Genomic DNA, 21,600 nt, shown 5'->3' with positions numbered 1-21,600 from the left:
GCTGTCGGCGTCCGTTCGCTCGATGGAGTGACACTCGTCGCGTTGGGCGCTTCAGTCCCGGCTGATCCCCGCCAGTTGTTCGAGCACCAGCAGCAGTGCCGAGTGGTCGAGGTCGCCGTGCCCCTGCGTGCGGGCGGCGGCCATCAGCTGGGCGACCGCCGCGCCGAGGGGGAGCGGCACCCCGGCCTCCCTGGCCGAGCCGAGCGCGATGCCGAGGTCCTTGTGGTGCAGGTCGACCCGGAAGCCGGGCGTGAACTCGTGGGTCAGCATCTGCGTCGCCTTGCGGTCCAGCACGGCACTGCCCGCGAGCCCGCCCGACAACACCTCGACGGCGGAGGTCAGGTCGACGTCCTGGGCCCGCAACAGGGTCAGCGCCTCGGCGACGAGCCCGATGGTGCCCGCGACGATCAGCTGGTTCGCGGCCTTGACCGTCTGCCCGCTGCCCACCGGTCCGACGTGGACGATCGTCTTCCCGAGCACGTCCAGCACCGGCCGGGCCGCCGCCACGTCATCGTCCGCGCCGCCGACCATGATCGACAGCGTGCCGTCGACCGCGCCCTGCTCACCGCCGCTGACCGGCGCGTCGAGCGCCCGGACCCCGGCCTGCCGCGCCCGTTCGGCGACCGCGCGGGCGGTGGCAGGCGCGATCGTGCTCATGTCGATCCACAGCGCGCCCTTCGCGGTCAGCACGTCGTCGGCGACCGCCTCGACATCCGGGGAGTCGGGCAGCATCGTGATCACGACCTCGGCGCCGCGCACCGCCGCTCGCACGTCGTCCTCGGCGGTCCCGCCCTGTTCGGCGAACCGGGCCGTCTTGCCAGGGCTGCGGTTGAAGCCGGTGACGTCGTGCCCGGCACGGACGAGGTTGACGGCCATGGGCAGTCCCATGATCCCGAGCCCGACAAACCCGACCTTTGCCATGCGGCCAACCCTAGTGCCCGTCCAGGTGGATCGGGCACGTTTCTCCTCGGCCAGGCGGGCCGCTGGCGGCGTTGCGGGAAAGCCCGAGTACAACCCGGTACGAGCGGCTTTCCCGCGCCTTGCCGGCGACCACCTGGATCCACGGACAAACGACCCACTTCACCTTGACGGGGCACTAGCCGGGGACGCCAAGTCCGCCGACGATGTCCAGTTCCTGGCCGGTGAACTCGCCGGTGAGCAGCGGCATCGTCTTCTCGATCGAGGCCTTCACCTCGGGTAACCGCAGCGACGCGTGGTGCGCCTCCTTGCTGACCCAGACCTCGTTGACCCACACCAGGTCCTTGTCGTCATCCGACACGCCGACCATGTACAGGTCGCAGCCCGCCGCCCTCAGGCCCTCCTGCCCGCTGACGAGCGTGGCCACCACCTCGTCCCGGTGGCCCGGCTTGACCCGCATGGTGCCGAAGTATCCGTACCGCACTGTTCCTCCTGGTCTTTCGCCGATGGCCGGGATCGTCGCACGGGCCACCGACACTCGGCTTGGACGAACGCGACGGCGGCGGACATGGCAATCTCACGTTCTGTGGGATCACGGCGTCTTCCTGGTGTGAGACCTTTCGAGCGGATCGTGGACGAGTACGGGGCCATGGTGCTGCGGGTGTGCCGCGCGGTGCTGGGGCCATCGGATGCCGAGGACGCGTGGTCGGAGACCTTCCTCTCCGCGCTCAAGGCGTACCCCCGGCTGCCCTCGGACGCGAACGTCGAGGCGTGGCTGGTGACCATCGCGCACCGCAAGGCGCTCGACGTGTGGCGGGCGGAGCGCAGGCGGCCCGTGGCCGTGGCCGAGGTGCCCGACCGGGGGCGTGCCGACGAGTGGCACGGCGACCTCTGGGCGGCGCTCGCGGAGCTGCCGCACAAGCAGCGGCTCGCCGTCGCCTACCACCACCTCGCCGGGCTGCCCTACCGGGAGATCGCCGCGATCACCGGCGGCACCGAGGACGCCGCCCGCCGCGCCGCCGCCGACGGCATGAAACGTCTCCGCGCGCTGTACACGGAGGAGGAGACAGCATGAACTTCGACGCACTGCCACCGAGAGATCTGCCACCGAGAGATCTGCCACCGAGAGATCTGCCGCTGAGAGACCTGCCGCTGAAAGACGACGAGGCACAGGCGCGGCTGCACGCACGGCTCGTCGCCGACGCCGAGCGGGAAGGGCTGCTCGACCTCGCCTACCGGACGGTCGACACGCCCGTCGGTTCGTTGCTGCTCGCCGCCACCCCGGCCGGGCTGGTGCGGGTCGTGTACGAGAACGTCGGCCACGACGCGGAGCTGGCGCGGCTCGCCGAAACCGTCAGCCCCCGGATCCTGCACGCCCCCGCCCGCCTCGACGCCGTCGCGCGGCAGCTCGACGAGTACTTCGCGGGCCGCAGGACCGCGTTCGACGTGCCGTTGGACCTGCGGCTCACGCGCGGGTTCCGGCGGGCCGTGGTCGACCACCTGCCCGCGATCCAATACGGGCGTACCGAAACGTATGCCGAGGTGGCGGCCGCCGCCGGTAGTCCGAAGGCGGTACGGGCCGTCGGGACCGCGTGTGCCACCAACCCGGTGCCGGTGGTCGTGCCGTGTCACCGGGTCGTCCGCTCAGACGGGTCGTTCGGCGGCTACGCGGGCGGGCCGGACGCCAAGCGGACCCTGCTGACCATGGAGGCGGCGTGACCGGCATCGACGCCGACTGGAGCGCGGTCGCCGAGGAGGTCGACGAGTACGGCTGCGCGCTCCTGCCCCGGCTGCTGACCACCCGCGAGTGCGCCGACATCGCCGCGCTCTACGACGAGCCGGACCGGTTCCGCGCCACGATCGACATGGCGCGGTACCGGTTCGGGCGCGGGCAGTACCGGTACTTCCGGGACCCGTTCCCCGAGCCGGTCTCCTGGCTGCGCGCCGCGCTGTACCCGCACCTGCTGCCCATCGCACGGGACTGGACGGCGCGGTTGGGCCGGGACGAGCGCTGGCCGGACACTCTCGACGAGTGGCTCGACGAGTGCCACGAGGCCGGCCAGACCCGCCCGACGCCGATCCTGTTGCGCTACGAGGAGGGCGACTGGAACGCGCTGCACCGGGATCTGTACGGGGACAAGGTCTTCCCGCTGCAGGTTGTGATCAATCTCAACGAGCCGGGTGTCGACCACACCGGCGGCGAGTTCCTGCTCGTCGAACAGCGGCCACGCGCACAGTCGCGTGGCACGGCGACGCTGCTCCCACAGGGCCATGGCCTGGTCTTCACCACCCGGGACCGGCCGGTGCGGTCGGCACGCGGCTGGTCGGCGTCGCCGGTGCGGCACGGTGTGTCGGTGATCAGGTCGGGGCGACGGCACACTTTGGGCTTGGTGTTTCACGACGCGGCATGAGGTCGTGTGATTAAGTCCAACTCATGGTGCGTGCAGCGGTGCTGACCAAACAGGGCGGGCAACTCGAGATCCGGGACATCTCCCTCGGCGATCCCGGACCGGGACAGGTGAAGGTGCGGGTCGCCGCGGCCGGTGTGTGCCACTCCGACCTCTCCCTCGCCAACGGCACGCTCCTGCAGGAGGTGCCCGCGGTGCTCGGGCACGAGGGCGCCGGTGTGGTGCTCGCGGTCGGCGACGGCGTTGACCGGGTGGCCGTCGGCGATCACGTGGTGCTCAACTGGGCGCCCGCGTGCCGCGAGTGCTGGTTCTGCCTGCGGGGCGAGCCATGGTTGTGCGTGCACGCCGAGGAGGTGGCGCGTGCGCCGTACGCGCACCTCGATGACGGCACGCCCATCTACCCCGGCCTCGGCACGGCGGCCTTCGCGGAGGAGACCATCGTGCCTGCGGGCGGCGTGGTGAAGGTGCCCGACTCCGTGCCGATGGAACAGGCCGCGGTGCTGGGTTGTGCCGTGCAGACCGGTGCCGGGGCGGTGCTCAACACCGCCCGCGTGCGGTCCGGTGAGTCCGTCGTGGTCGTCGGGCTCGGCGGGGTCGGGCTGTCGGCACTGCAGGCCGCGCGTGCGGTCGGCGCGGGCCCGATCATCGGCGTCGACGTGAGCGAGGCCAAGGCCGACCTGGCCGCACAGCACGGTGCCACCGACTTCCTCGTCTCCGGCGACACCACCGCCAAGGCGATCCGCAAGCTCACCGAGGGCCGGGGCGCGGACCACACCTTCGACTGTGTCGGCCTGCCGGCCACCATCCGCACGGCATGGTCGTCGAGCCGCCGCGGCGGCTCGGTCACGGTCGTCGGCGTCGGCAGCAAGACCAGCACCGTCGAGTTCAACGCGCTGGAGCTGTACTGGTTCGGCCGCACCCTGCACGGCTGCGTGTTCGGGTCGAGCGACCCGGACGTCGAGATCCCGCGCCTGCTCGGCCTCGTCGAGGAGGGCAAGCTCGACCTCGCCGCCCTGGCCACCGCGACCACCGACCTCGCGGGCATCAACGACGCCTTCGAACACCTCGGTCAGGGCGCGCGGACGATCGTCAGCTTCACCAGCTGACCGGGAGGCTGTGCAGGCCGTAGATCGTCGCGTCATCCTTGAACGGCAGCTCGGACAACGGCACGTCGACCCGCAGCGTCGGCACCCGCGTGAACAGGGTGTCGAACACGATCCGCAGCTCCTCGCGGGCGAGGTTCTGCCCGAGACACTGGTGTGCGCCGTAGCCGAACGCGATGTGGTTGCGACCGCCGCGGGTGACGTCGAGGCGCTCCGGGTCGGCGAAGACGGCCGGGTCGTGGTTGGCGGCGTTGCCGAGGGTCAGCACGCCATCGCCCGCCTTGACGGTCACGCCGCCGATCTCGGTGTCCGCGACCGCGACCCGGGAGGTCACGAACTCGGCGATCGTGAACTGCCGCAACAGTTCCTCCACCGCGCCCGTGGTCCGGTCCTGGCCGGCCATCAGCAGCGCCAGCTGTTCCGGCTGCCGCAGCAGCGCCAGCGTGCCGATCGAGATCATGTTCGCGGTCGTCTCGTGGCCCGCGATCAGCAGCAGCAGCGCGAGGCTCACCAGCGCCTCGTGGTCGTAGGTGCCTTCCGCGCGGTGCTTGGCGATCTGCCTGCCGATCAGGTCGTCGGTCGGTGCTGACTCCTTCTCGCTGACCAGCTTGTCCACGTAGGCGCGCAGCTCGTCGAGCGAGGAGCGCATGTCCTCGACGGCGGCGGAGCGGGACAGCAGCGTCTTCGACCGGGACTGGAAGAACTCGTGGTCGTCGTAGGGGACGCCGAGCTGCTCGCAGATCACCAGCGACGGCACGGGCTGCGCGAGCGCCTCGACCAGGTCGGCGGTGCGGGACTCGATCGCGAGCATCCTGTCGAGGTGGTCGTCGACGATCTGCTGGATGCGCGGCCGCAGCGCGGCGAGCCGCTTGACGGTGAACTCGCCGAGCACCGCGCGGCGGGCAGGCCCGTGCTCCGGTGGGTCCATGGCGATCAGGGACGGCTTCGCCCTGCGGTCCTGCGCGACGCGGCGGCCGGTCGGGTTCGGGAAGCCCGGGTTGGCGCGGTCGGAGGAGAAGGCGGGGTCGGTCAGCACGGCCCGGACGTCGGCGTGCCGGGACGCCGCCCACACCTCCTGCCCGCTGAGCAGAGTCACCCTGGTCATCGGGCCGGGCTCGGTCACCGACACCTCGTCGTGGAACGGGCACGCACGCGGCGGGAAGGAGTCCTGCATTCATTGCCCCCAAATCTGGAAGAAAGTCGTCCACTTGTCATCGACGGTAGTCACCCGAAAGCGCACCGTCTACTTTTCGGACCGGTGTGATAATCCGGAGATGACGAGCCCCGAGGCGCCCCTGCGTGCGGACGCGCGCCGCAACCGCGACCAGATCCTGGTGGCGGCGCGGGAGATCTTCGCGGAGCGGGGCGCCGAGGTGCCGATGGAGGAGATCGCGCGGCGGGCTTCCGTCGGCGTCGGCACCCTCTACCGGCGGTTCGTCGACCGGGAGGCGCTGATCCGCGCGGTCTTCCGGGACACCTTCCAGGCCGTCGCCGACGAGACCGGGGCCGCGCTCGCACAGGAGCCGACCGCGTGGGCTGCCCTGATGCGGATCATGCGGCTGTCGGCGTGGCTGCACGTGAGCGTGCAGGCCGCGTCGCCGAGGGTCACGGCCGTGGTGCGGGCCGACGAGGAGACCTCGCGGGTGCGCGACGAGCTGCTCGACACGCTCGACCAGGTGGTGCGCCGGGCGCAGGACGAAGGCAGCCTGCGCCGCGACGTTGGCGTCGGCGACCTCGCGATGCTGTTCGTGTCGGTCGTGCACCAGACCCACGCGGTCACCCGGGACGCCGAAGGGCTCGTGGCGGGTCGCGTGCTGGCGATCATGATGGACGGGTTGCGCGCACCCGCCCCCGGCGACCTGCCCGGCCGCCCGCTGACCCGTGGTGACCTCGAGTTCGGCCGGTCATGACCCGGCCTGAGGAGGACAGATGACCACTCTGCCGATCGTTGCCGGAGTCGACGGTTCGGAGTCCGCGCTGGACGCCGTGCGATGGGCCGCCAGGGAGGCCATGACACACGGGACGTCGCTGCGGCTCGTGCACGCCTGCGACGTACCCTTCGGTTACCCCGGCGGGTACGTCGGGCACCGGCAGCTGCGCGACGCGCTCGCGGAGCAGGGCCGGGAATCGCTGGCGCAGGCGGAGAAGGTGGCCGGGGAGGCCGTGCCCGGCCTGCGGGTGGACGCCGTCACGCACATGGGGGGCGCGGTGCCCACCCTCGTCGAGGAGTCCGCCACCGCGGCACAGCTCGTGCTCGGCACCCGCGGCCTCGGCGGCTTCACCGGGCTGCTCGTCGGCTCGACCGCGGTGGAGCTGGCGAGCCGGTCCCACTGCCCGCTCGTGGTCGTCCGCGGCATGGTGTCGACCACGACCGGCCCGGTCGTGGTCGGCGTCGACGGCACCCCGGCGAGCGAGGCGGCCATCGAGCACGCGTTCGCCGCCGCGTCGGCGTACGGGACCGGGCTGGTCGCCGTCCACACGTGGTCCGACCTGCTGGTGGAGACCGCGTTCGCGGGTGGCGCGGCGGCGCTGGACTTCTCGCCGCTGGCCCAGACCGCGGCGGCCGAGCTCGGCGAGCGGCTCGCGGGCAGGCGCGAGGAGTACCCGGACGTGGAGGTCACCCGGCACGTGGAGCGCGAACGCTCGAGCGTCGCGCTGCTGCGGCACGCGGAGAACGCGCGGCTGGTCGTCGTCGGCACCAGGGGCCGGGGCGGGTTCCGCGGTCTGCTGCTCGGGTCGACCAGCCAGCACCTTCTGTACCACGCGCCGTGTCCGGTCGCGGTCGTCCGGACCAGGGACGTCGGTCCCTGACGGGTGATTGCCGCTACGGATACGCTGGGAAGTGTCCATCGGTGGCCGTATCGCCCGGTGGCCACCGGTTCGAGAGCGGAGTGTGCGGATGCCGGACGCCGGCGGTGGCAGACCCAAGCGTTCTGCCGTCGGTGTGTCACTCGCCGGGTTGCGGCTCGACGAGCTGCTGAACGAACTGCAGGACCGGCTGGTCGAGATCGGCAAGACCCGTGACCGGCTCCAGGGTCTGCTGGACGCGGTCGTCGCGGTCGGTGCGGGTCTGGAGCTGGCCGGCACGTTGCAGCGGATCGTGCAGACCGCGGTGGAGCTGGTCGATGCCCGCTACGGCGCGCTGGGTGTGCTGGGTGACGAGGGGCTTTCGGAGTTCGTCTACGTCGGTATCGATCCGGGGATACGTGCGGAGATGGGGCACTTGCCGGAGGGCAAGGGCCTGCTGGGCCACCTGATCGAGCACCCGGTCCCGATCCGGCTACCTGACCTCGCCGAGCATCCGGCGTCGGTCGGCTTCCCGCCGAACCACCCGCCGATGAGCAGCTTCCTCGGCACGCCCGTCCGGGTGCGTGACGCGGTGTTCGGCAACCTCTATCTCACGGAGAAGAAGGGCGAGAACGAGTTCAACGACGACGATGTCGTGGTGCTCGAGGCACTCGCCGCGGCGGCCGGTGTCGCCGTGGAGAACGCGCGCCTGTTCGAGCAGGCCCGGCTGCGTGAGCGCTGGCAGTACGCGTCGGCGGAGGTCAACGCGCTGCTCCTTGGCGGAGGTTCGAGCGAGGAGGCCCTCCTGCTGATCGCGCAGCGCACCTGTGAGCTGTCCGGGTCCGACTCCGCGCTGATCCTCCGGGCCGACGGGGAGGGCGAGACGCTCACCGTGGAGGCGGGTGCCGGGACCCGGGGCGAGGAGATGATCGGCCGCAGGCTGTCCACGACCACGCCCGCGATCGCCTCGGTCATCACCGACCGCGAGCCGACCGTGTACGCCGACTTCGCGCAGACATTGGGCTCGGAGGCCAACATGTTCGGCGACTTCGGGCCCGCGCACGCGGTGCCGTTCGGGTCCGCGACCGGGGTCAGCGGGCTGCTGCTGGCGCTGCGTAACAAGGGCGACACGCAGTTCGGCCACGACCAGTTGCCGATGCTCGCGTCGTTCGCCGCGCAGGCCGCGCTGGCACTGGAACTCGCGGACAAGCAGCGGCAGGAACGGATGCTCGACCTGCTCGCCGACCGCGACCGGATCGCGGGCGACCTGCACGACCACGTCATCCAGCGGCTCTTCGCGGCGGGCATGAGCCTGCAGGCCATCGTCGGCCGCATCACCGACGGCGAGGCCCGCGGCCGGGTCAGCCGCGTGGTCGGCCTGCTCGACGAGACCATGCGCGAGATCCGCACCTCGATCTTCGACCTGCACACGGCCGGGGAGGAGAGCCCCACCAGCCTGCGGCGGCGGATGCTCGATCTGGTCGCCGAGGCCAGCGCGGACACCGACATGTCGCCCGCGGTGCGGATCTCCGGCGCCGTCGACACCCTGGTCCCGCCGTCCGTGGCCGAGCACGCGCTCGCCGCGCTGCGGGAGGGCATCAGCAACGCGGTGCGGCACGCACGCGCCACCGACATCGTGGTCACCGTGGAAGCGGCCGCCGACCTGGTCATCGGCGTGACGGACAACGGGGTCGGCATGCCGCCCGACGTGGCGCGCAGCGGTCTGCTCAACCTCGAACGGCGGGCCATGGAGTGCGGCGGCACGACCACCGTGTCGGCGAACCCCGATGGCGGGACGCGGCTCGTGTGGCGGGTCCCGATCCCGTCACCGTGACCTGGGCCGTCAGTTGGCCTGTTTGCGGGAGCGGAGCTCCGTGGCCAGGACGGCGGCCTGCGTGCGGCGCTGCATGCCGAGCTTGTTCAGCAGGTGTGACACGTAGTTCTTGATCGTCTTCTCCGCGAGGAAGAGTTTTTCGCCGATCTGGCGGTTGGTCAGTCCCTCACCGATGAGGTCGAACACGGCTCGTTCCTGTTCGGTGAGTGCGTTGAGCGGGTTCTGGTTCTCGCGTTCGTGGCGGATCCGGTTCATCAACGCGGCGGTGGTTTTCGGGTCCAGCAGCGAGCCGCCCGCGCCGACCATGCGGATCGCTTCGAGCAGGTCGAGGCCCAGTACCTGCTTGAGCACGAACCCGGACGCGCCCGCCATGATCGCGTCGAACAGCGCGTCGTCGTCGGCGTAGGAGGTGAGCATCAGGCAGTTCAGGTCGGGCAGCATGGACTTCAGGTCCCGGCACAGCTCGATGCCGTTGCCGTCGGGCATCCGCACGTCCAGCACCGCGACGTCCGGGGTCACCTGCGGCGCCCTGGCGAGTGCCTCCACCACGCCCGCCGCCTCGCCGACGACCTCGAGGTCATCGGCGGTGCCGACGAGATCGGCGATGCCCCGCCGCACGATCTCGTGGTCATCGACCAACAGGACGCGGACAGTCACGGTTGCCTCCTCGGCGCACTGGTTACACCCTCACCCAGAAGGTATTCCCGAAAGGGTGATGCGCACGCAGGAAACTGGCCTCTAATAATCAGGGACGAAAGTCCCTTTCACACCACCGTCCTGACCTGTCTGGCGATCTCGACGTCTTCGCGGGCCGTGACGACGAACGTCCGCGTGGCCGCACCGGGCACGGTGATCTCGGTATCCCCGTCGACGGGCACCGCCGCGTCGATCGCCACACCGAGGAACGCGAGGCCGTCGGCCGCCCGTGCACGCACGACCGGCTGGTGCTCGCCGACGCCGCCGGTGAACACCAGCACGTCCAGCCCGTTCATGGCGGCGGTCATCGCGGCGATCTCCCGCCGCAGCCGGTGGAGGTACACGTCAAGTGCCTGCCGGGTCGCCTCGTCGTCGCTGTCCACGATGTCCCGGAGGTCGCCACTGCCGCCGGTCAGCCCGGCCAGGCCGCTGTGGTGCTCGAGCAGGTCCGACAGCTCGTCGGCCGACACACCGCCGTGGTGCAGCAGCCACAACACCAGGCCAGGGTCGATGTCGCCCGATCGGGTGGCCATCACGAGACCGGCGAGTGGCGTGAACCCCATCGTCGTGTCCACGGACCGGTCACCGACGACGGCCGCGAGCGACGCGCCGGAACCGAGGTGGCAGCTGACGATCCGCCTGCCGGGCCCTGCCAGCTCGGCCACCCGCCGCGCCACGTGCGCGTGCGAGAGGCCGTGGAAGCCGTAGCGGCGCAACGCCCACCGCTCGTTCCACTCCCTCGGCAGCGCGTACGTGCGTGCCGCGGCGGGCAGGTCGTGGTGGAACGCGGTGTCGAAGCACGCGACCGATGGCACGTCGGGCAGGACCGCGCTCACGGCGTCGATCCCGGCCACCCCGCGGGGCTGGTGCAGCGGCGCCAGCTCGGCGAGTCCGGCGATGCGGTCGCGGACGTCCCGGTCCAGCAGGACGGGCGAGGTCAGGTCGGCGCCCCCGTGCACGATCCGGTGCCCGACCGCGTCGACCCGGGGGAGCCCGTCGACGAACGCCATGACGTCGTCGGTCTCGTCGCCGCCCGACCACCGCTCGACGGTGGTGGCGCCGACGACCTCGTCGTCATCGTCCAGCAGAGCCAGCTTGAGGCTCGACGAGCCCGCGTTCACCACCAGCACACACGTCATCGGCTCGGCCACGCCCAGTCGCGGACCTCGGGCAGGTCCTCGCCGTGGGTGCGGGTCCACACGTGGTGGCGGGCCCGCAGGTCCAGCATGCGCTGGCGGACCAGCGCGGTCCGGGTGCCGAGGCCGGGCACCCGGTCGAGCACGTCGATGACCAGCTGGAAGCGGTCGAGGTCGTTGAGGACGAGCATGTCGAAGGGCGTGGTGGTGGTGCCTTCCTCCTTGTAGCCGCGGACGTGGAGGTTGTCGTGGTTGGTGCGACGGTAGGTGAGGCGGTGGATCAGCCAGGGGTAGCCGTGGTAGGCGAAGATCACCGGCTTGCCGGTGGTGAACATGGCGTCGAACTCGGGGTCGCTCATGCCGTGCGGGTGTTCGGTGCGGGGTTGGAGGCGCATCAGGTCGACCACGTTGACCACCCGTACCTTCAGGTCGGGGAGTTCCTCGCGCAGGATCGCGGTCGCGGCCATGATCTCCAGGGTCGGTGCGTCGCCCGCGCAGGCCAGGACGACGTCGGGTTCGGTGCCGTCGTCGTTGCTTGCCCACTCCCAGATGCCCGCACCGCGGGTGGCGTGCAGGACCGCTTCGTCCATCGGCAGCCAGTCCGGTGACTCGTTCTTGCCCGCGACGATCACGTTGACGTAGTCGCGGCTGCGCAGGCAGTGGTCGGTCACCGACAGCAGCGTGTTGGTGTCCGGCGGCAGGTAGACGCGGATGACCTCGGCCTTCTTGTTCATGACGTGGTCGATGAACCCGGGATCCTGGTGGGAGAAGCCGTTGTGGTCCTGGCGCCAGACGTGCGAGGTCAGGAGATAGTTCAGCGACGCGACCGGTCGCCGCCAGGGAAGTTTCTTGCTGGTCTTGAGCCATTTGGCGTGCTGGTTGAACATCGAGTCGATGATGTGGATGAACGCCTCGTAGCAGGAGAACAGGCCGTGGCGCCCGGTGAGGAGGTAGCCCTCCAGCCAGCCCTGGCACAGGTGCTCGGAGAGCACCTCCACCACGCGGCCGTCGTGGGTGAGGTGCTCGTCGACGGGCAGCACCTCGGCCTGCCACTGTTTGCCGGTCACCTCGTAGACGGCGTCGAGCCGGTTGGAGGCCGTCTCGTCCGGCCCGAAGAGCCGGAAGTTCCTGGCGTCCGCGTTGTCCCGCATGACGTCGCGGAGGAAGCGGCCGAGCACCCGGGTGGGCTCGGAGGTGGTGGCGCCGTGCTTCTCGACCCGCGCGGCGTAGTTACGGAAGTCGGGCAGGTCGAGGGGGCGCAGCAGCAGGCCGCCGTTGGCATGCGGGTTGGCGCCCATCCTGCGGTCGCCGTCCGGGACGGTCGCGAGCAGCTCGGGGGTTGGGGCGCCGGACTCGTCGAACAGCTCCTCCGGCTGGTAGGAGCGCAGCCACTGCTCCAGCATCGCGAGGTGCCCGGGGTTGTCCCGCACCCCGGACAGCGGCACCTGGTGTGCCCGCCAGGTGCCGGTCACCTGCACGCCATCGACCGTGTCCGGTCCGGTCCAGCCCTTGGGGGAGCGCAGCACGATCATCGGCCACCGTGGCCGCGTGCGGTCCCCGTCCGTGCGGGCCCGCCGCTGGACGGCGGCGATCTCGTCGAGGCAGTCGTCAAGGGCGGCGGCCATGTCCTGGTGCATCCGCGCCGGGTCCTCGCCGGTGACATGACGCGGCGCGTAGCCATAGCCGCGGAGCAGTGCGTCCAGCTCCTCCTGTGGGATGCGGGCCAGCACCGCGGGGTTGGCGATCTTGTAGCCGTTCAGGTGCAGGATCGGCAGCACCGCGCCGTCGGTGGCCGGGTCGAGGAACTTGTTGGCATGCCAGCTGGTCGCGAGTGGACCGGTCTCGGCCTCGCCGTCGCCGACCACGCACGCCACCACGAGGTCCGGGTTGTCGAACGCGGCACCGAAGGCGTGGGCGAGCGAGTAGCCCAACTCGCCGCCCTCGTGGATGGAACCGGGCACCTCCGGCGCCACATGGCTCGGCACGCCACCCGGGAACGAGAACTGCCGGAACAGCTCCCGCATGCCCTGCTCGTCGCGCTGCACAGCCGGGTTGGCGGCGGTGTAGCTACCCTCCAGCCACGTGTTCGCGAACATCGCGGGCCCGCCGTGACCTGGGCCGATCACGTACATGGCGTTCAGGTCCCGCGCCAGGATCACCCGGTTGAGGTGGGCGTAGAGGAAGTTCAGGCCGGGCGTGGTGCCCCAGTGGCCGAGCAGCCGCGGCTTGACGTGCTCACGGCGCAGCGGCTCGGTCAGCAGCGGGTTGTCGAGCAGGTAGATCTGGCCGACGGACAGGTAGTTGGCTGCCCGCCAGTACGCGTCGAGCACCCGCAGTTCCCGCTGGTCGAGTGGCACGTCGATCGTCTCGGTCACTGGTTGTCTCCCGGGTGGTCGGCTCAGGTGCCGGGTTCCCGGCCCGAGCCGTCCTATGCGCGCGCTGCCCGGTCACCGCCCGAACCGGGCGGCCGCCGGGGGGTTATGGTCGGTGTCGACGGCCCGTTCCGGCGCCGTTCCGGACGAGAGCGTCGTACCCGGCCAGGCGAAGACGGCGCACCACCACCATGAACTGGATCATTCTCGTCATTTCGGGTCTCTTCGAGACGGTATGGGCGATCGCACTGGGCAAGAGCGCGGGTTTCACCCGGCTCGTACCCTCCGTGGTGTTCGCCGCCGCGCTCGTGATGAGCATGGGCGGCCTCGCCGTCGCCATGCGAACCATTCCCATCGGCACGGCCTACGCGGTATGGGTCGGCATCGGCGCGGTCGGCACCGCCGTGTTCGGCATGCTGTACCTGAACGAACCCGTCACCGTCGCGCGGGTGTGCTGCGTGCTGCTGATCGTCGCGGGCGCGGTGGGCCTGAAGCTTGCTTAGTTGGTGATTTCGGGGAGAGGGCGGTGCACCACCGGTGACCGGTGACTTCTGGCGTGAGTGGTTCGGCGAGTCGCCTGGCTACCTCGACTTCGCGCGGGTCGGGCCGCCGTCGCGTGCGGTGGTCGAGACCAGCGCCGAGCTGCTCGGCAGGCTGGCGACCGCGGGGCCGTCCACGGTGGACGACCTGATGACGTGCGACGCGCGCGCGAGGGCGGCGGTGGCCCGGTTGTGCGGCGCCGCCGACGACCGGGTGGCCCTGTTGCCGAACACCAGTCAGGGCCTGTTCCAGACGGCGTTCGGCGTCCCGGCCGGTGAGGTGCTGGTGTCGGCCGCGGAGTTCCCGGCCAACACCTACCCGTGGGTGCGGGCCGAGCAGGCGGGCAGGCTGACCGTGCGCCTGCTGCGTCCGCCGAGGGGCCGGGTCACCCCGGAGGTGGTCGCGGCCGCGTTGACCGCGAGCACGACCGTGGTCTCGGTGAGCGCCGTCGACTTCCGCACCGGGTACCGGGCCGACCTCGGCGCGCTGCGCGAGGTCGTCGGCGACCGGCTCCTCGTGGTGGACGGCATCCAGGGCGTCGGCGTCGTCGACGAGCCGTGGGCGGCCGCCGACGTGCTCGTGTGTGGTGGGCAGAAGTGGCTGCGCGCGGGGTGGGGGATCGCCTTCGCGGTGCTGTCGGACCGCGCGCTGGATCGCATGTCGCCGCTGATCTCTGGGTGGACCGGGGCACGCGACCCCGCGGTGTTCGACGACGAGATCCATGAGATGGCCCCCGATGCCCAGTCCTGGTCGGTGAGCAACCTCAGCCCGGTGAACGCCGGTGCGCTCGCCAGGGCGCTGGAGCTGGTCGAGGAGATCGGACAGGACGTGGTCTCGCGGCGGATCACCGACCGCGTCGCGGAGTTCGACGAGATGCTGCGATCGGCGGGTGCCGAGATCGTGTCCGCGACCGACCGGCGAGCCGGGATCCTGGCCTTCCGCGTGCCCGGCCGGACCGCCGGGGAGGTGGCGGCCGCGCTGGCCGACGCCGAAGTGACGGCCACGGTGCGGCCGGACCAGGTGCGGCTGTCCCCGCACGCGTCGACCGGACCCGGCGCCGTCGACCGGGTGCGCGCGGCGCTGTCCCGGCTGAAGCGGGACACGCTGATCGTGTGATTGGCATGTCGGTCATGGAGTGTTTCGCTGCCCTGCGCGTTCGTCGCTGAGGGTCTGCTCGCTGTCGCTCGCGGGCAGGCCGTTCCCTGCGGGCTCTGACCGCTCACCCCTCGTCGTCGAGCAGTGCGGCGACGTTGTTCCGGTCCGCGCCAAGCCGTACGTAGATGTCCGCCCACTGCCGGTCGACGGCGGTGGGGCCCTTGCCGTCGCAGTACGGCTTGGCGCCGTTCGCGGTGTAGTAGCGGAGCAGGGCGAAGGTCTCGCCAGTACGCCTGATCGTGGCGTCGGTGTAGCGGGTGCCGGGCGGCTGCGGCTGGTGCCGCATGCAGCTGAGCTCTCGCGCGGCACCGCCGGCGGTCTCGTCGTCGAAGCGCGGGCCGGGGTCGGGCGCAGCCTCGGTGCAGGCGACCGCGCAGAAGAGCAACGCGCTCAGTGCGGCACCGAGGAGTCGGAGGTGCATGTGTTTGCTGCCTTTCCGGTCAGGTGATGCCCGCCGCGGCGCGCACGGCGAGGCCGAGCCCGACGACGAGGACGAGCGTCGCCGTGAGTGCCGGCATCCAGTTCCGCAGACGTGTCAGGCGGTTCTGGAGGCGGGGGAGTCGCTCGAAGCGGTCACGGAAGCGGACGAGCAGGACGCCGACGAGCGTGAGCGTGGCGGCCATGCCGACGCCGTAGCCGACGACGAGCAACACCCCGAACCAGGTCCGGCCGAGCGCGATCGCGCCGAGCAGGACGACGAGTGCGGACGGGCTGGGCACGAGACCACCGGCGACACCCATGCCGATGAGCCCGGTCCGGCCGTACCCGTGGCTGTGCCCATGGCCGTGTCCGTGCCCGTGGCTGTGCCCATGCGCGTGCCCATGCCCGTGGTGCTGGGCGTGAGGGCTCGGCCCGCCGGTGTGTGCGAGCACCGGTTCCCGCACGGGTGCGGCCGGCATGGCGCGGGCGCGGGCCCGCAGTGCCGATCGCAGCAGCACGGCGCCGATCAACGCGACGAGCAGACCGCTGGCGACGCCGAGCCAGCCGAGCACGCTCTCGCCAGCGACCGCGCTCGACCCGCTGATGAGCAGCCCGAGGACGAGCACCCCCGCGGTGTGGGTGACGGTGACCGTGGCGCCCACGGTGACGGCGTCCCGCACCGAGCCGTTCTTGCCAGCGAGGTAGGCGGCGATGACGGTCTTGCCGTGCCCCGGCAGGGCCGCGTGCGAGGCGCCGAGCACGAGGGAGAGCAGTACCGCGAGGAGGCCGACGATCGGGGTGAGGTCCCTGCTGCCCGCGAGGTCGGTGAACCAGGACGTCGCGGACGTGACCACCGAGCCGGGCGGAGCGCCGAGAGCCGCGCCGCTCCCGGCGGCTCCTGGCTCGGTCCGGAACGTGGCCGCGCGCAGGTCGAGCGGGTCCGCCAGGAGGTCCTCGGGGTAGGCACGCAGCTCGTCGCTGACGCTCGTGGCGGGCAGCGCCGAGTCGACGGTACGCACCCCGTCGCCGGTGACCACCAGCTCGTGCCACCCGATCCGGTCGGTGCGGAACGCATCCCGGAAGTCGATGGTGGCGGGGTGGTCCAGCGTGGCCGAGGTGGTGAACTCGCAGAGCAGGCGCATGGTCGCGAGCCCGGCCTCGCCTGCGGGGAACTCCAGCCGGTGCCCGGCAGGCCGCCACTCGCCGGAGCGGCCGTCGACGGCGACCGTCGTCGCGGTGGCGAACCGCCAGCACTCCCGGCCGGCGTACCGGTCGGCCTCCGCCGGGGACACCGTGCCGTCACCGTCGCGGTCGACGGTCGGCCGTTCCTGCACCGCCGGTATCTCGGCGAGGTCGATGACGGCGTGCAGGTCGATCCGGTCCGGGAACAGGGTGAGACCGTTGAAGTGGTTGACGGTGAAGTTGCCGAGCGGGTGCGCTGCCGCTGATGCCGGCGCGGCCGCCAGCCCCAGCGCGCACAGCACCAGCAACACGGCGAGGCGCCTCATCCGGCACCTCGCAGACTCGCCAGCGTGGTCCGCGCGGTCCGCGCCTCGACGGGGGAGAAGTGCGGGTTGACGCGCAGCGCCTCGTCGAGTGTGGTGACGGCTTCGGTGTTCCTGCCGAGGCCGGCGAGGATCATGCCGCGGTGGTAGGAGAACGTGGCGTTGCGCCAGCCGGTGCGCGCGGCGCGGTCGGCGTAGGTGAGTGCCTCGGCGTCCCGCCCGCCAAGGTGCAGCGCCCAGGCCAGTGCGTCCGCGACGAACACGGGTTGTCTGCGTGACCACTCCGCCCGCGCACGCTGGAGCGCCTGCTCGGCGTCACCGCGGTCGGCGGCGACCAGGGACGCCGCGAGGTCGTCGCTCGCGCCCGAGGCGGTTTGGAGCCGTTCCTGCTGTTCGATGACCGCGTACTGGCGTTCGGCGAGTTCCGGTTCGCCCGCGGAGGTCAGGAGCACGGCGTACTCCTGAAGGTACTGGGGGTTCGGCAGCCGGGACACGAGGTTCCGGTAGCCGGCGAGCGCCGCCACGGTCTGCCCGCGTGCCGCCGCGACCTTCGCTCTTCCCTGCAGCAGCGGCGCGTCCTGCGGCACCGCACGCAGGCCCGCCTCGTAGTGGCGCGCCGCGGTGTCGATGTCCCCGTTGTCGAAGGCGAGCTCGCCGAGCCGGTAGCGGCAGAACGCGATGTCACTGGTGTCGACCGCGTCCGCCAGCGCACGGTCGAGCGCGTAGCGGGCGTCGTCGGCGCGGCCGTGCAGCTCGAACTCGTAGGCGGCGCGGGTGAACGAGGAGACGCCGGGTTCGATGTCCAGCATGCGCTGCAGCGCGTCGGTGGCCGCCGCGGTGGCACCGAGCTGGGTGTAGGCGTCGGTGAGCACGCCGTACACCTTCGCGGTGTCCGGGAGCACCGCCCTGGCCCGCTCACCCCAGTCGCGGGCGGCCGCGAAGTCGTGTCGTGCGTTGGCGAGCGCACCCATGCCGGTCAGCGCGGCCCCGTTGCCGTCTGGCCGCTGCGCCAAGGACGTGCGCAGCGCCCCTTCCGCTTTGGGGTAGTAGGCGGGGTTCGCGGTGATCCGTGCCTTCTCGACGTACGCGGTGCCCAGCTCGGCCCACGTCTGCGGATCCCGCTCCCGCCGGTCCAGCTTGGCCTGCGCGGTCAGGATCCACCGGTCGAGAGTGCTCGACGCACTGGCCGGTCCCTCGACGACGGCCGGGTTCGGCGGGGCAGGTGGCAGGAGTGCCGCGACGCTGAGGACGAGGAGGCCGGTGCCGAGCCCGGCGACCAGTGCGGCACCGAGGCGGGAGCGCGTTCTTCCAGACATCGATCGTGCCTTCCGGGGTGTGGTGGGGCCGCCGACGCCGCGGGACGCGGTCGCCGACGGCCGTCCTCTTACGCGGTCTGAACGACGTTGCCTCGGGACTGGCGCCGGTAGAGCACGACGCCGGACCCGATCAACGCCACCGCGACCAGACCGGTCAGCGCCGGCATGGCGGGGAAGTTCGTCCAGCCGAACGGCGGCACCGCGCCACCGGACGAGGAGGACGAGTTGACCGCCTTGTTGTTCGGCAGCGCGACATACGGGAACACCGTGTCGAACGGAACGTCGTTCCGGTCGACCCGGTCACCCGCGGCGAGCGGTGCGACGATGCCGCTGACCGCGGCGCCCTCAAGGGCCTGGACGCTGATGTCGAGCGCGTCGTCGGCCAGCCTGCGGCCGTTCGGGTACCCCTGGAGGTCGTTGCCGAGAACCCCGAGCCGGTTGGGCTGGGCGGTGGGCGGGATCGACGTGTTCAGCCGCAACTGTTCCGACGGTGCGAACCGAGCCGGGTCGACGTCGAGGTTGTTGAGCTGGGAGTTGAGATCCACGTTGATATCGGCACCGGTCTTCGTGGTGATCCCGGTCAGGAAGATCTCGAACAGGTCGTTCCGTGGCTTCTGCGGTGCGGGGATGCCGTAGATCCGCTGGATCAGATCGGGCACCTCCGGGTTGTTCACCCGGTCGACCAGGGCGGGCACGGTCCGGTCCTGCTCTGGCAGGAGCGAGTTGAACCTGTCCTTCAACGCCGCGGGCGGGATTACCTCGTTCACCAGCGGGTTGCCAAGGCGCGACACCTGGACCTCGTTGCCGAACGACTGCTGCGCACCGGGGGTGCGCACCGTGAGCGAATAACGCTCGGTGTCGCTCCAGACCCCAATCACGGGGTTGCGGGCCGGGTTGCCCCGGAGCGACAGCGCGGTCTTGGGCACCTGCAACGCGATGGTGTTCACGTTGTAGCCGGCCACCGTGTCCTGCCCTGTCTCGGACAGGTCACCACCGTAGATCAGGTCGAAGATCCGCAGGTCGAGGAAGAACGGGTCGTCGGCCTGCCCCGCGTAGCTGCGCCCGCCACCCGGAATGGTGGTGATGGCCTGGTCGCGGAGCACCCGGTAGTCCGGCATCGAGGCCGGACCGACGTTCGACGGCGCGACCCTGGCTCCGCTGGCCAGGGTCGTGACCCGCCCGGCGACCCGGTCGATCAACGACAGCGTGTAGGTCTGACGGAACAACAGGTCCGGGTCGTCCAGCGAGGTGACCGGATCGTCGTTGTAGAGGAACGTGGTGTTCCCCCGCCGGTCGTCCGTGCGGAAGTCCCACCGGTAGGTCAGGTCCGCACGCGCGTCGCCGTCGTTGTCGATGTTGATGTCGTAGTGGGCGTCCGCGGCCCACGGGTAGAAGTTCGGTCCACCGTTGGGCTCGGAGAACGGGTACCAGTTCGCGATCAGGGTCACGGTGTCCGGCTTGTCGGGGCTGACGAACGCGTACACATCGGTGTTGTCGACCGGCGGGTCGCCGGCGATCAGTGGAGCTTCCCGGTGGCTCGACGCGACCGCGGGCCCGTACGACAGCCCGACGAGCGCACTCGCGAGCACAGTGCTGCCGACCGCGACGAGCGCGACCGCCGCTCGTCGCCGGGTGACCACCCGGGGACGAGCAGGAGAGGGTGTTGCCATTTCCATCCCTTTCTGGCAAAGAACATCGCCCGCGGGACGCGGGCAGGCCGCGTATCAGCTCGATCACGGCGCGACGATCAACAGGTCGATCCCCGTCCGACCCGGAAACAACAGAGTTTTGCAATCCCCTGGACGCGGGATCCGCCGTGGGAGAAGTCGGCAGGTTCCCGCTGCGCAGAGGCCGGGTTCCCCGGTCCTCTGTCGTGTGCCGATACTGCGCGCGGCCGCCTGTGGGGACGTTGTGGAAGTGTTGTGGCGGGGCTCATCCAGGAGCGCGGCCACGAGAGCGGGTGGCGGCGGCTCTACCGGACAGGTGCTTCCCGCATCGGTGATGTCAGCGCGGTACGGCGAGCGGGTTGGTCATCCGGTCACACGGGAGGAGACGATGTCGTCGGCCAGGGGCGCGATCGTGCCGATGATCGTGGCCGCGGTGTCCGATGGCACACCGGCGTCGGTCAGCGCGTCGTTCAGGTGGGTGGCCACCACATCGAACTGGCGCTGGGTGATGCCGCGGCCAAGGTGCACGTCCTTCATCGACCTGCCGCGGTACTCGTCCGGACCACCGAGCGCGGCGGCGAAGAACTCGACCTGCATGCCCTTCAAGCGGGACATGTTGGTGCCGTTGAAGAACGCGGCCACTTCCGGGTCGGCGAGCACCCGGTCGTAGAAGTCGTCGACGACCGCGACCAGCGCGACCTGGCCGCCGATCTCTCCGTAGACGCTCATCAGAAGCTCCATTCCCGCGTGGAGTTCTCCCGCGATGATACAGAGAATCGTGGCACGTATCATCGTATCAGTTGCGGCTCGCGTGACGACAGGGCGCTAGCTCGAGGCCATCCTGGTCAGGTGCCGGACGAGATCGTCCCGGCTCGCAGGTGCCACCCGCACGTCATCCCCGGCCCCTGGCAACAACACGAAGCGCCCCTCGCTGGTGTCGGTGTACCGCAACGGCTGCGCGGCACGCCGTCGGCGGCCCCACTCGTCGCGGGTCGCCACCGACAGTTCACCGAACCCGCCGACCGGCAACGCGGCCAGGCGCCGCACGCGCCGCGCCTCGGGTCCGGCGCGGCGCACTCCCGCCCCGGCCGGGGTGCGCAGCCTTCCGTCCGGCCTGGTGGACCGGACCTCGGCCGCCGACACGGTGAACGGCGTGCCAGAGCCCGCCGGCACGTCGGGTGTCTGCGCGACCAGCCGCTCGGCGAGCCGGTTCGCGCCGATCCGGCTCAACCGCACCGTCGAATCCGCCTGGCGTACCGCGAGGAGCGACTCCCCGCCGGTTCGTCCGGCGAGGACCCCGACGGTGCGACCGTCATGGGTGATCCATCCGTAGTACTCGACGCGCGGCCGGCACAGCACGGCCAACGCCGTGGCGACCTCCCGTTCAAGGTTGCCACGGCGGTCGCGCCAGCCCAGTGCTGTCAGCAGCTCCTGGGACTGCCGACGCATGGCTACGTGCCCGGACGGCGGCAACCAGCGGGCCTCGGGCGCGAGTGTCTTGTGCAGCTCGCCGAGGTTGGCGTCGGCGACCAGCCACGCAAGTAGCGCGGCCGGCACGTGCGCCGGCGCCGGTAGCACCCCCGTCAGTCCTCGTACTCGTCGTCGCCGATCACCTGGGGTGCGGTCAACACGTTGCTGCCGAAGATGCTCTCCGCATCGGCCTCCAGGAGCACCTTGCGCTTGTGCTCCTCGTCCTCGTCGCCCTTGCCGCGCCCCGCGCCCACCGGTGCCCCACCCATGGCG

The 21,600-nt window shown here is 71.2% G+C and carries 20 protein-coding genes, 1 pseudogene and 1 riboswitch; of the genes and pseudogenes, 9 read left to right on the top strand and 12 right to left on the bottom strand.

Annotated features, from left to right (window positions below; all coding sequences use genetic code 11):
* Window positions 1–51: 51 nt before the first annotated feature.
* Together WBA97_RS11425 and WBA97_RS11420 are read right to left on the bottom strand one after the other, a co-directional pair.
* Window positions 52–921, bottom strand: coding sequence for an NAD(P)-dependent oxidoreductase (locus WBA97_RS11425; protein ID WP_424230724.1), 870 nt, complete (start codon window positions 919–921; stop codon window positions 52–54).
* Between the two features lie 175 nt (window positions 922–1,096).
* Entirely contained in the window at window positions 1,097–1,402 is a 306-nt protein-coding gene (locus WBA97_RS11420; RefSeq protein WP_424230723.1) for a putative quinol monooxygenase, read from the bottom strand.
* Window positions 1,403–1,528: 126 nt separating this feature from the next.
* Here WBA97_RS11420 and WBA97_RS11415 point away from each other — a divergent pair, with 126 nt between their 5' ends.
* Genes WBA97_RS11415 through WBA97_RS11400 form a run of 4 tightly spaced genes read left to right on the top strand, consistent with a single transcriptional unit; the run spans window position 1,529 to window position 4,432 of the window.
* Window positions 1,529–1,993, top strand: a complete 465-nt coding sequence (locus WBA97_RS11415; protein WP_424230722.1) for an RNA polymerase sigma factor — start codon at window positions 1,529–1,531, stop codon at window positions 1,991–1,993.
* Window positions 1,990–2,637 carry a methylated-DNA--[protein]-cysteine S-methyltransferase gene (locus WBA97_RS11410; RefSeq protein WP_424230721.1) on the top strand — a complete coding sequence of 216 codons (648 nt, stop codon included), beginning with the start codon at window positions 1,990–1,992 and terminating at the stop codon, window positions 2,635–2,637. Before WBA97_RS11415 ends, WBA97_RS11410 begins: the two co-directional genes overlap by 4 nt.
* Window positions 2,634–3,329, top strand: a complete 696-nt coding sequence (locus WBA97_RS11405) for a 2OG-Fe(II) oxygenase (RefSeq protein WP_424230720.1) — start codon at window positions 2,634–2,636, stop codon at window positions 3,327–3,329. The genes WBA97_RS11410 and WBA97_RS11405 overlap by 4 nt, the downstream gene beginning before the upstream one ends.
* A 23-nt stretch (window positions 3,330–3,352) precedes the next feature.
* Window positions 3,353–4,432 carry a zinc-binding dehydrogenase gene (locus WBA97_RS11400; RefSeq protein WP_424230719.1) on the top strand — a complete coding sequence of 360 codons (1,080 nt, stop codon included), beginning with the start codon at window positions 3,353–3,355 and terminating at the stop codon, window positions 4,430–4,432.
* Here the strand turns inward: WBA97_RS11400 and WBA97_RS11395 are convergent.
* Entirely contained in the window at window positions 4,422–5,603 is a 1,182-nt protein-coding gene (locus tag WBA97_RS11395) for a cytochrome P450 (protein ID WP_424230718.1), read from the bottom strand. The genes WBA97_RS11400 and WBA97_RS11395 overlap by 11 nt on opposite strands.
* A 100-nt stretch (window positions 5,604–5,703) precedes the next feature.
* Between WBA97_RS11395 and WBA97_RS11390 the strand changes: the two genes are divergently transcribed.
* The 3 genes from WBA97_RS11390 (at window position 5,704) to WBA97_RS11380 (ending at window position 9,050) form a co-directional block, all read left to right on the top strand.
* Entirely contained in the window at window positions 5,704–6,339 is a 636-nt protein-coding gene (locus WBA97_RS11390) for a TetR/AcrR family transcriptional regulator (protein ID WP_424230717.1), read from the top strand.
* Window positions 6,340–6,358: 19 nt separating this feature from the next.
* The gene (locus tag WBA97_RS11385) at window positions 6,359–7,240 is read left to right on the top strand and encodes a universal stress protein (RefSeq protein WP_424230716.1); all 882 of its coding nucleotides are present in this window, start codon (window positions 6,359–6,361) and stop codon (window positions 7,238–7,240) included.
* A gap of 88 nt (window positions 7,241–7,328) precedes the next feature.
* Entirely contained in the window at window positions 7,329–9,050 is a 1,722-nt protein-coding gene (locus WBA97_RS11380; RefSeq protein WP_424230715.1) for a GAF domain-containing sensor histidine kinase, read from the top strand.
* 9 nt (window positions 9,051–9,059) lie between these two features.
* Here WBA97_RS11380 and WBA97_RS11375 read toward each other — a convergent pair whose 3' ends face one another.
* The 3 genes from WBA97_RS11375 to WBA97_RS11365 form a co-directional block, all read right to left on the bottom strand.
* A complete protein-coding gene (locus WBA97_RS11375) occupies window positions 9,060–9,707 on the bottom strand; it encodes a response regulator (protein ID WP_424230714.1) in 648 nt (215 codons plus the stop codon).
* 107 nt (window positions 9,708–9,814) lie between these two features.
* On the bottom strand, window positions 9,815–10,897 hold the full coding sequence (locus WBA97_RS11370) for an acetate/propionate family kinase (RefSeq protein ID WP_424230713.1): 1,083 nt from the start codon (window positions 10,895–10,897) through the stop codon (window positions 9,815–9,817).
* Window positions 10,882–13,257 (bottom strand): phosphoketolase family protein, encoded by a 2,376-nt coding sequence (locus WBA97_RS11365; protein WP_424230712.1) that lies wholly within the window; start codon window positions 13,255–13,257, stop codon window positions 10,882–10,884. Before WBA97_RS11365 ends, WBA97_RS11370 begins: the two co-directional genes overlap by 16 nt.
* A gap of 115 nt (window positions 13,258–13,372) precedes the next feature.
* Window positions 13,373–13,439, top strand: a riboswitch (guanidine-III (ykkC-III) riboswitch).
* A 6-nt stretch (window positions 13,440–13,445) separates the two neighbouring features.
* Here WBA97_RS11365 and WBA97_RS11360 point away from each other — a divergent pair.
* Entirely contained in the window at window positions 13,446–13,757 is a 312-nt protein-coding gene (locus WBA97_RS11360; RefSeq protein WP_424230711.1) for a DMT family transporter, read from the top strand.
* 34 nt (window positions 13,758–13,791) lie between these two features.
* A pseudogene (locus tag WBA97_RS11355) lies at window positions 13,792–14,892 on the top strand (aminotransferase class V-fold PLP-dependent enzyme); the annotation flags it as partial.
* Between the two features lie 121 nt (window positions 14,893–15,013).
* Here WBA97_RS11355 and WBA97_RS11350 read toward each other — a convergent pair.
* The 6 genes from WBA97_RS11350 to WBA97_RS11325 all read right to left on the bottom strand — a co-directional run bounded on the left by WBA97_RS11350 (window position 15,014) and on the right by WBA97_RS11325 (window position 21,435).
* Window positions 15,014–15,370: a hypothetical protein gene (locus WBA97_RS11350; protein ID WP_424230710.1), complete on the bottom strand. Its 357-nt coding sequence runs from the start codon at window positions 15,368–15,370 to the stop codon at window positions 15,014–15,016.
* Between the two features lie 19 nt (window positions 15,371–15,389).
* Entirely contained in the window at window positions 15,390–16,877 is a 1,488-nt protein-coding gene (locus WBA97_RS11345) for a nickel/cobalt transporter (RefSeq protein ID WP_424230709.1), read from the bottom strand.
* On the bottom strand, window positions 16,874–18,190 hold the full coding sequence (locus WBA97_RS11340; RefSeq protein ID WP_424230708.1) for a tetratricopeptide repeat protein: 1,317 nt from the start codon (window positions 18,188–18,190) through the stop codon (window positions 16,874–16,876). The genes WBA97_RS11345 and WBA97_RS11340 overlap by 4 nt, the downstream gene beginning before the upstream one ends.
* A gap of 68 nt (window positions 18,191–18,258) precedes the next feature.
* Window positions 18,259–19,860, bottom strand: a complete 1,602-nt coding sequence (locus WBA97_RS11335) for a DUF4331 domain-containing protein (protein WP_424230707.1) — start codon at window positions 19,858–19,860, stop codon at window positions 18,259–18,261.
* 360 nt (window positions 19,861–20,220) lie between these two features.
* Window positions 20,221–20,586, bottom strand: a complete 366-nt coding sequence (locus WBA97_RS11330) for a group I truncated hemoglobin (RefSeq protein ID WP_424230706.1) — start codon at window positions 20,584–20,586, stop codon at window positions 20,221–20,223.
* A 96-nt stretch (window positions 20,587–20,682) separates the two neighbouring features.
* Window positions 20,683–21,435: an ESX secretion-associated protein EspG gene (locus WBA97_RS11325; RefSeq protein WP_424230705.1), complete on the bottom strand. Its 753-nt coding sequence runs from the start codon at window positions 21,433–21,435 to the stop codon at window positions 20,683–20,685.
* Window positions 21,436–21,600 lie beyond the last annotated feature (165 nt).

Origin of the sequence: Actinophytocola sp., assembly GCF_049647105.1 — a bacterium.
GTDB lineage: Bacteria > Actinomycetota > Actinomycetes > Mycobacteriales > Pseudonocardiaceae > Actinophytocola.
Note: the sequence above shows the minus strand (reverse complement) of the source record. Positions and strands in the feature narration are given on the sequence as shown.

What these genes read in the sequence shown, in the direction of transcription:
- WBA97_RS11425 (WP_424230724.1), bottom strand. Translation starts at nt 921, where the DNA reads ATGGCAAAGGTCGGGTTTGTCGGGCTCGGGATCATGGGACTGCCCATG.
- WBA97_RS11400 (WP_424230719.1), top strand. Translation starts at nt 3,353, where the DNA reads ATGGTGCGTGCAGCGGTGCTGACCAAACAGGGCGGGCAACTCGAGATC.
- WBA97_RS11330 (WP_424230706.1), bottom strand. Translation starts at nt 20,586, where the DNA reads ATGAGCGTCTACGGAGAGATCGGCGGCCAGGTCGCGCTGGTCGCGGTC.
- WBA97_RS11350 (WP_424230710.1), bottom strand. Translation starts at nt 15,370, where the DNA reads ATGCACCTCCGACTCCTCGGTGCCGCACTGAGCGCGTTGCTCTTCTGC.
- WBA97_RS11335 (WP_424230707.1), bottom strand. Translation starts at nt 19,860, where the DNA reads ATGGCAACACCCTCTCCTGCTCGTCCCCGGGTGGTCACCCGGCGACGA.
- WBA97_RS11345 (WP_424230709.1), bottom strand. Translation starts at nt 16,877, where the DNA reads ATGAGGCGCCTCGCCGTGTTGCTGGTGCTGTGCGCGCTGGGGCTGGCG.
- WBA97_RS11385 (WP_424230716.1), top strand. Translation starts at nt 6,359, where the DNA reads ATGACCACTCTGCCGATCGTTGCCGGAGTCGACGGTTCGGAGTCCGCG.
- WBA97_RS11410 (WP_424230721.1), top strand. Translation starts at nt 1,990, where the DNA reads ATGAACTTCGACGCACTGCCACCGAGAGATCTGCCACCGAGAGATCTG.
- WBA97_RS11395 (WP_424230718.1), bottom strand. Translation starts at nt 5,603, where the DNA reads ATGCAGGACTCCTTCCCGCCGCGTGCGTGCCCGTTCCACGACGAGGTG.
- WBA97_RS11390 (WP_424230717.1), top strand. Translation starts at nt 5,704, where the DNA reads ATGACGAGCCCCGAGGCGCCCCTGCGTGCGGACGCGCGCCGCAACCGC.
- WBA97_RS11340 (WP_424230708.1), bottom strand. Translation starts at nt 18,190, where the DNA reads ATGTCTGGAAGAACGCGCTCCCGCCTCGGTGCCGCACTGGTCGCCGGG.
- WBA97_RS11380 (WP_424230715.1), top strand. Translation starts at nt 7,329, where the DNA reads ATGCCGGACGCCGGCGGTGGCAGACCCAAGCGTTCTGCCGTCGGTGTG.
- WBA97_RS11360 (WP_424230711.1), top strand. Translation starts at nt 13,446, where the DNA reads ATGAACTGGATCATTCTCGTCATTTCGGGTCTCTTCGAGACGGTATGG.